We start from the raw sequence: 8,151 nt of genomic DNA on the forward strand, positions 1-8,151 counted from the left end.
TTAAACGGGACTTTTTACGACAATTCGCCTCTCAATGGGGTTTCAAAAATAGTTTTGAAGACATTAGGCGAAACTTTCTGCCCGATAAGGTACATCAGTTTGGTGATTGCCGCTTCGGTCGTAATGTCTTTCCCAGAAATCACACCGATCTTTTTCATCGAAGTACTGGTTTCATAATGCCCCATGCTTACACTTCCGCCCGAACATTGGGTCACATTGATGATGTGCAGTCCACTTTTTATTGCTTTTTTCAAGGAGTTCAAAAACCATTCATCCGTTGGCGCGTTTCCGGCTCCGTATGTTTCCAAAACCACGCCTTTTAGATTTGGTATATTGAAAATAGCCGACAGGACATCTTCATTTATTCCGGGAAACATCTTCAGGATCACCACATTTGGATCCAATTCCTTGTGTACCAAAAGTTTTTTAGAATTGGATTTTGGTAGAAAAGTTTCCTTGTTTAATTTCAAATGCACTCCCGATTCTGCCAATGGTGGATAATTTGGCGAAGTAAACGCATTAAAATGTTCCGCATTTATCTTTGTCGTTCTATTTCCTCGGTATAATTTATATTCAAAATAAAGGCAAACTTCACCAATTACGGGCTTGTTTTTGTATTGCAAAGAAGCAATCTGTATAGCCGTAATCAGGTTTTCCTTAGCATCGGTACGCAAATCCCCAATCGGCAACTGCGAACCTGTAAAAACCACCGGCTTTGCCAAATGCTCCAGCATAAAACTCAATGCAGAAGCCGAATAGGACATCGTATCGGAACCGTGCAATACCACAAAACCGTCAAAGGAAGTGTAGTTCGTTTCGATCACCGCGGCAATCTTCTGCCATTTTTCGGGATTCATATTAGAGGAATCAATCGGATTTTCGAACGAATAGGTTTCGATTTCACAATCCAATTGTTTCAATTCGGGGATGCGTTGAAGCAGTTTGCTAAAGTTGAAAGCCTTCAAGGCACCGGTCTCAAAATCCTTCATCATACCGATGGTTCCTCCGGTATAAATTAAAAGTATCTTGGATTTAGACTGCATTTTCGTACTTTGATTTGTTTACAACCGGATTGGCATACATCGCCAGGAAGCCTTGCATCTCCACAGGATTATTTTCATCAATCCGAATTTCAAGTCTTCTTTCGAATAGTGATTTTTCCTTTTCGGTATATAAATGAGCGTATTTATCAGTATTGTTCAAAATGTCATAAGCAATATAATTCGTAGGCCATAGCTTATATGTATTCAAGATTGAATCGTCAATTACCTGAGCCAATGCCTGAATCTGCTTGTTCGAATTGTCGAATTCTGCCTTGATGGCATCGATTTCGGTATCCAAAACATCCCCAACATGAATATGGATGCGTTTTTTCTGACCCATAATCCCGCTCAGCAAGGTCATAAAATCTTCGTTCTTTTCCTTGATGTAGATTTCATTATTCGCCTCAGCCATTAATTGCGGCATCTTTAAGGCATCCGTAGGATCGTATTCATACGAAATAGAAACCGGAACAATCTTTACCTTCTTGAAATAATCCATCAGATTGGCTTCGTCCGAACCCATTCCAAGCATTTTCAAAACACCTTGATGGGTTGCGTCATTACCGTCCTTGGTTCTTCCTTCACGCTGTGCAATCCACACCGAGCGGTTTTCGCGCAACAGCAATTGCCCGATGTATTCCGACATCAATTTGGAACTCTGCAACAATTCCCTTGGCGGCAGACCTCTCTGAACCAAGAAATTTCGGTTGAGTTTTGAGAGTGTATAAAGGAATGATTTCTTTACCAAGTTGTCACCAATGGCCGAAGCCGTCATCGTCAATCCATGGTCAAAAAGACATGCATTCAGCAAAGAAGTGTCTAGGATAATATCTCTATGATTGGATATAAAAAGATAAGGCGTATTTTTTTCGAGCTTTTCAAAACCAGAAGTCGTCAATCCTTCCGAGGTTTTTTCGAGCACCTGCATCAATGCCTTGTATATAAAATTACATTGGAAATCGCGTATAGAATGCGTTTTTTTGAGTTGTTCCTTCCAAACTTCGTCGTCAACATCTGGAAAAGCAAAATTCATCAATGCTTTCATCATTGGGTGATCAACCACTTTTTTGATGGCCTCGTTTATCTCAGAATCATAAAACGGACGAATTGCGTCAAATTTCTGCATTTTAATAGTTTAGTTTTGGTGTAACAAAAGAACAAAAATTTATTGACATCCTTGTTCTCTTTTCATTAAATCCCGAAAATTGTCTTTGAATTTTCGGTGGTAATTTCCGCTATTTTCTCTTCACTAACGTTATAGATTTCGGCTAATTTCTTTATAACATTCACGACATAACTGCTTTCATTTCGCTTTCCTCGGTAAGGAATTGGAGCTAAATAGGGCGAATCGGTTTCCAAAACAATGTGCTTTAAATCGATTTCACTTAAAAACTGATCGATTTTTCCGTTTTTAAAGGTCACAACCCCTCCTATTCCGAGTTTCATATTACATGAAATAGCCTGTAAGGCCTGCTCATACGTTCCTGTGAAGCAGTGGAAAATTCCCCATAATTCTGGAGATTTTTCTTCTTCTAAAATTTCAAAAACTTCATCAAATGCATCCCTGCAATGAATGTTGATGGGCAATTTATATTGTTTTGCCAACTGGATCTGTCTTCTGAAAGCAAATTGCTGTTCCTTTAAAAAAGTCTTGTCCCAAAATAAATCAATTCCAATTTCGCCTACGGCATAAAATTTTTTTCTAGCAAGTTCCGTTTCTACAAAAGCCAATTCCTCGAGATAATTCTCCTTTACATAAGTGGGATGCAACCCCATCATCAGGAACACATTTTCCGGATATTCGGCTTCCATCGCATACATTTTAGAAGCATAAGAAGAATCAATCGAAGGCACAAATATTCGGGTAACACCATTTTCAAAGGCTCTTCGCATCATTTCCTTTCGGTCCTGGGCAAATTCTTCGCTGTAAATGTGGCTATGGGTATCGGTAATTGTCATTTTTAAATTTTGAATGGCGCAAAGATACAAAGTTTAAATTTTTTGAATCTTGAAAACGTTAATAGATACAGTGTTTCCGCTTTTTTAATTTATTTTTGAACTTCAAATTATTCAAATGAAAAAGATTCAAGAAATCCTGAAGAAGGAAAGCTATAAGAAAATTAAATTTAAAGTTACCAAAACCCAACATTTATTGATAAAAGCAACCATCAACGGAGTGAAGGGAGATTTTATACTGGACACGGGAGCTTCCAACAGCTGTGTGGGATTTGAATCCATTGAACTTTTTACTTTATCTGCTCAAAAATCAAAAACCAAGGCGGCGGGAGCGGGAGCCGTGGGAATGCTGACACAAGTATCTCAGAAGAACATATTGAAATTGGGACTTTGGAAATGGAAGGATTTCAACCTAGTGATTTTTGACTTATCACACGTTAACCAAGCCTTGACACAACATAAGGCCAAGCCCGTTCAAGGAATTATTGGTGCAGATGTTTTATTGGAAGGAAAAGCCATTATTGATTACTCGAATAAGTATCTTTATTTAAAGAAATTATAAAACCATAAGGTTACAACCTCTAATATCCGAGTTGTCAAAACGTCCCAACACTTCGAAAGAATTATTGGGATATTTTTTGCCCAAATCCTGCGTAGCGATAAAGGAGCAGGAGTTGATATTAGCCAAATCAATCACGTTGATACCACCGGTTTTTCCGCTATCCACGTAAGTTAGCGCATCTTCAGTATCTCTAATTAAAACATTCATCCAGGACGGACATTCGAAAATTCCGTTTCCGAGCGAATAAGCCTGAGATAACAATTCGGTCATGCCGTACTCCGAATGTATGGCCGAAACGCCGAAACCATCACACAATTGCTGGTGCAATTCTTCGCGTATCATTTCTTTACGCTTGCCTTTCATGCCACCGGTTTCCATGATGATGGTATTGCTTAAATTGAATTTTCGCTTTTCGATTAAATCCAATAAGGCATAGGTTACACCTATCAAAATAACATTTTGTTCCTGTTTTTCGAGTTCGATTAGTTTCTCGATTAAATCATCGTGATTGTGCAGATAAAAACCGCTGTTTTCGTTATTAGATAGCTTAATTAAATCCGCTACCATATAAATCAGCGACGAACCTTCGCGTTCCAGATATGAAGGAAGCAATGCCAAAACAGCATAATCTTCTATATTTCCGTAGAATTCTGAGAAAGCTTTTCGATAACTTTCTTCGTATAAAGTAATATCGGTAACGAGGTGCCGACTTGTAATCATTCCCGTTGTACCACTACTTGTGAATGTTTGCTGTATCGGATTTTCATCAGAAAGCACTTCATGGCTTTTGAAGAACTGGATCGGGAGGAAGGGAATTTCCTTTAACGATTTTACGCTTCCTTTCTCGACCTTCAACAATTCACAAAACTGACGATAAACACTATTGTTTTCGTATTGAAAACGAAACACCTTAAGCGCAATTTTTTCAAATTGCTTTTGGCTGGAAATATTAAATATGTCGGAAGCTGGAATCAAGATTTTTTTTGCAAAAGTATGAAAATAAAAAAAGCCTCAACGTTAATTGAGGCTATTGAAGTTTATTAAAATTTGAATTATTTAATAACCAATTTTCTTGTAGCTGTATTACCTTCTTCAGTAACCTTAACGATGTAAACACCTGCGTTCAATTTAGAAACGTTTACTGCATTTTCAGTTGTAGTTTTTACAACTTGCTTTCCTAATACATCATAGATCACAACTTCTTTAGAAGCATTAGCTGTAGTGTTGATGTAAAGTGTTCCGTTTGTTACAGGGTTTGGATATATTTTCAATCCTTCTATTGCATTTTTACTAATTCCTAGTGTTGTTCCTACAAGTTTAATGTCATCAATTCTGAAAACAGCTACTGTAGAAGCTGGATTCGAAAATCTGATTCTTAAATTTTCGGTAGAAGGAATGATTCCTGATGTGGTGATCAATGACCAAACTGAAAGACTACCTGGTACTCCCGTATATGTGAGCGGGCTCCAAGTAGTTCCATCTTCGCTGACCTCTATCGTGATAGTGTTGGAATTTTGGGAATTTCCTTTTAACTGGCCAAATGACAAGCTTATATCAGAATAAGCCAATGTATTGATGCCTTCGATCATAAAGGTTTTATCGGTAGCAAAAATAGCTGCACATCCGCCACCAGAAGCGCCTTCGTATCCGTGTGAAGGGATCGCAATATCCGGATTATTTGGAAGCACCATTACAGCATCGCCTGAAAAGACAATAGGACTGCTGTTTTGAAACGTATGGTTGGCAATTTGGGTTTGAGCAGGATTAGTGGGAGGAGTTCCCATATCCTCTGAGAAAATGGTAGTCTGTGCAAAGCTTGTAGCTGCAAAAATGGATAATAAAACGGTGTAAAGTTTTTTCATAGCTGTTATATTTTAATTTTATAACCGCAATAATACAAAAAAAAGCATCCGCCGTGGCGGATGCTTTTTAAATATTTTATAACAATCAATTATTTGATCACTAATTTTCTTGTAGCTGTATTTCCTTCTTCAGTAACCTTAACGATGTAAACACCAGCGTTTAATTTAGAAACGTTTACTGCATTTTCAGTTGTAGTTTTTACAACTTGCTTTCCTAATACATCATAGATAACTACTTCTTTTGAAGCATTAGCTGTAGTGTTGATGTAAAGAGTTCCGTTTGTTACTGGGTTTGGGTATACTTGAAGACCAGCGATTGAGTTTTGTTTAACTGATAAATTTTGAGGAGCCCATACAATATTATCAAGCGTAGTTTGTCTGTTTGCAGTAATAGTTGCATCTCCAACACATTTAATTCTCACTGTAACTGGTCCAGCTTGGTTAATAGTCAATGAATGTGTGTATACTGTTGCATCAGCTCCTGCGCCTTCGCCAAATTCTTGAGTAGTTGAAACAACCTCTCCGTTTACCAATACTTCTAATTGTCTTATAGCGCCTCCAGTAAAGGCTTTTCTAAATTGGAAAGAAAAAGACGAAAGTCCATTTGGATAAGTTGCCTCAAGATAACTATCTGAAGGTCTTCTCAACATTAATCCTTCCGCATTAATTGTGTAATCATCAGAACCAGTTCCAGCATTTCTAGAATGCACAAAACTATATGTAATTCCTCCATTCCCTACAAAAGTTCCATCTCCGTAAGAAGCTGTTGCTGTAGAGTTAACAAAATCTTCTGTTGTTGTTTGGGCAAACGAAGCAATACTTGCGAATGCAACAAATAATAAAGTGTAAAGTTTTTTCATCTTGAGTTTTTTTTAAAATTATTTATAGTGCAAATGTAAGAAGTATTTTGAATTTTTTTCAACATCCAATGTGAAAAAATTATTAAATAATAACAATTTTAAAATTGAAATTACTTCACAATCAGCTTTCTAGTAGCTGTAGCCTCGCCTTCCTTGATTTTGATGATGTAAACTCCCGGTGAAAGTGTTGCAATATTCAACTCTTTTGTGTTTACATTTAAGCTAGCCTGAAGTACTTTTTTCCCTAATACATCATAAATAGCTATTTCCTTGCTCTGTGATGTTTTAGATGTAATGTAGATTTTACCAGTGCTCACAGGATTTGGGTAGAAACTCAATTCTTCTATAGTAGCACTAGGCTGCTTGCTTTCCTGAGCCGAAGCAGCTGTAGAAAAGAAACATAGCGATAATAATATAATATAAAAGTAGTTTTTAGCCATCAGTAGGGTTTGATTAGGTCAAAGGTATTAAATAATTGCGAAATAGAAATTATGAATTAAATTTAAAAGTTATAATAAAAGCGATAATTTTTATCTTCTTGAATTGGAAATCAAATAGTATACCAAAAAAACATCCGCCAGATTGACGGATGTTTCTATTTAAACTTAAACCTAAATTTTAAATAATTTGAGCTTGTAAATTACAAACCTACTGTCCAACCAGCTGTCCAAGTTGGAACACCTGAACCGTTACCAGCTCCTGTAGCAGTGTTGTCTTCTGTGAAAACAGCGCTTACATCAACAACTGTGTCATCCGTTTTCTTACCTACAGATTTTACAGCCACTTCTTCAAATTTCACTCTTGTAGCTTTTAAAGAAGTCCCTACATAACCAACGCTTGCATCGTGCTGCACATCGAATCCTGTTTTCCAACCTTTCAATACTACGTTATCAAAATTACCTTGAGTACCTACTCTTAATTTAATACCTTGGTTTTCAGACCCAGCTTCAGTTCCTACCAATGTAAGGTTTTTGATTGTTGGATTAGAAATAGGTGTCGCTAATGGATTACCAGAGTTGTTATCTGCTTCGATACCTCTGTTTCCAGCATTAGTTCTGATTCCGTACCAGTTTTCACCAGTTCCGTTCCATCCTTCGGTCCAGTCGAACAAGTCATCACCTACGTTAGCCCCTTTGTTTGATACTACTAAATATTTAGCATTTACAGTTCCACCAAACCACTCGAATCCGTCATCAGATCCTTCGTAAGCCTGTACGTACTCGATAGTAGTTCCATTACCTACTCCAAAAAGAGAAAGACCGTTGAATTCTTTATCAGCATTGTAAGAATATCCAGAATATTCAATTCTCAAATATTTGATTGTACCAGAATTATCATTAGCAACTGTACCTCCGTAAGTCAATTCAGATACTTCAGCAGTAGCAGTAGTTCCTTTGTTGATTGGAGCTTTTCCACAGATTACCAAACCTCCCCATGCAGCAGGAGCTTGTACCGCAGCAGTCATTACAACTGGATTAGTAGCCGTTCCTTGAACATCGATTTTTGCTCCTTGAGAAATTGCGATGTAACGTACTTCTTGAAATTGTCCAGCTACTAATGCTGTAGCTTCTACCTTTACACCTGGCTTGATTGTTAAAGTAGCTCCGTTAGCAACAATAAGTTTACCCGTAAGTTTGTATGTTCCAGACTCCAAAACAACATTCCCGTCATTGATAGTACCTTTAAGATCTTCTCTATTAACTACGAAAGTACTTCCTGGGGTAGTTTCCCCTCCATTATCATCACTAGAACATGAAGTTGCGATTGTTGCAAGAGATAGAATTGCCAATCCGAAAATTTTTGAAATTGATTTTTTCATTTTTAAAATTATAATTAGTTATGTTTCTGCAAATTTGAAGATTAAATAC

The 8,151-nt window shown here is 37.2% G+C and carries 9 protein-coding genes; 1 reads left to right on the forward strand and 8 read right to left on the reverse strand.

Translation table 11 applies throughout. The features are described from left to right. Nucleotides 1–14: 14 nt before the first annotated feature. From ACI6PS_RS14685 to ACI6PS_RS14695, 3 genes are all read right to left on the reverse strand, one after another. Complete coding sequence (locus ACI6PS_RS14685) at nucleotides 15–1,043, reverse strand: asparaginase (protein WP_421013329.1); 1,029 nt, start codon at nucleotides 1,041–1,043, stop codon at nucleotides 15–17. Continuing rightward, entirely contained in the window at nucleotides 1,033–2,169 is a 1,137-nt protein-coding gene (locus tag ACI6PS_RS14690) for a 1-acyl-sn-glycerol-3-phosphate acyltransferase (RefSeq protein WP_421013330.1), read from the reverse strand. Before ACI6PS_RS14690 ends, ACI6PS_RS14685 begins: the two co-directional genes overlap by 11 nt. 65 nt (nucleotides 2,170–2,234) lie before the next feature. Continuing rightward, the gene (locus ACI6PS_RS14695) at nucleotides 2,235–3,002 is read right to left on the reverse strand and encodes a TatD family hydrolase (RefSeq protein ID WP_421013331.1); all 768 of its coding nucleotides are present in this window, start codon (nucleotides 3,000–3,002) and stop codon (nucleotides 2,235–2,237) included. Between the two features lie 115 nt (nucleotides 3,003–3,117). Here ACI6PS_RS14695 and ACI6PS_RS14700 point away from each other — a divergent pair, with 115 nt between their 5' ends. Next, the gene (locus ACI6PS_RS14700; protein ID WP_421013332.1) at nucleotides 3,118–3,561 is read left to right on the forward strand and encodes a retropepsin-like aspartic protease; all 444 of its coding nucleotides are present in this window, start codon (nucleotides 3,118–3,120) and stop codon (nucleotides 3,559–3,561) included. Here the strand turns inward: ACI6PS_RS14700 and ACI6PS_RS14705 are convergent. The 5 genes from ACI6PS_RS14705 to ACI6PS_RS14725 form a co-directional block, all read right to left on the reverse strand. After that, the gene (locus tag ACI6PS_RS14705; RefSeq protein WP_421013333.1) at nucleotides 3,556–4,536 is read right to left on the reverse strand and encodes an acyl transferase; all 981 of its coding nucleotides are present in this window, start codon (nucleotides 4,534–4,536) and stop codon (nucleotides 3,556–3,558) included. The genes ACI6PS_RS14700 and ACI6PS_RS14705 overlap by 6 nt on opposite strands. Before the next feature lie 77 nt (nucleotides 4,537–4,613). Next, complete coding sequence (locus ACI6PS_RS14710; protein WP_421013334.1) at nucleotides 4,614–5,423, reverse strand: T9SS type A sorting domain-containing protein; 810 nt, start codon at nucleotides 5,421–5,423, stop codon at nucleotides 4,614–4,616. 89 nt (nucleotides 5,424–5,512) lie between these two features. Next, nucleotides 5,513–6,283 carry a T9SS type A sorting domain-containing protein gene (locus ACI6PS_RS14715; protein WP_421013335.1) on the reverse strand — a complete coding sequence of 257 codons (771 nt, stop codon included), beginning with the start codon at nucleotides 6,281–6,283 and terminating at the stop codon, nucleotides 5,513–5,515. Between the two features lie 110 nt (nucleotides 6,284–6,393). Then, a complete protein-coding gene (locus ACI6PS_RS14720; RefSeq protein WP_421013336.1) occupies nucleotides 6,394–6,723 on the reverse strand; it encodes a T9SS type A sorting domain-containing protein in 330 nt (109 codons plus the stop codon). 200 nt (nucleotides 6,724–6,923) lie between these two features. After that, complete coding sequence (locus ACI6PS_RS14725; protein WP_421013337.1) at nucleotides 6,924–8,102, reverse strand: hypothetical protein; 1,179 nt, start codon at nucleotides 8,100–8,102, stop codon at nucleotides 6,924–6,926. Nucleotides 8,103–8,151: the final 49 nt, after the last annotated feature.

This window comes from Flavobacterium sp. PLA-1-15, assembly GCF_049060005.1.
GTDB lineage: Bacteria > Bacteroidota > Bacteroidia > Flavobacteriales > Flavobacteriaceae > Flavobacterium.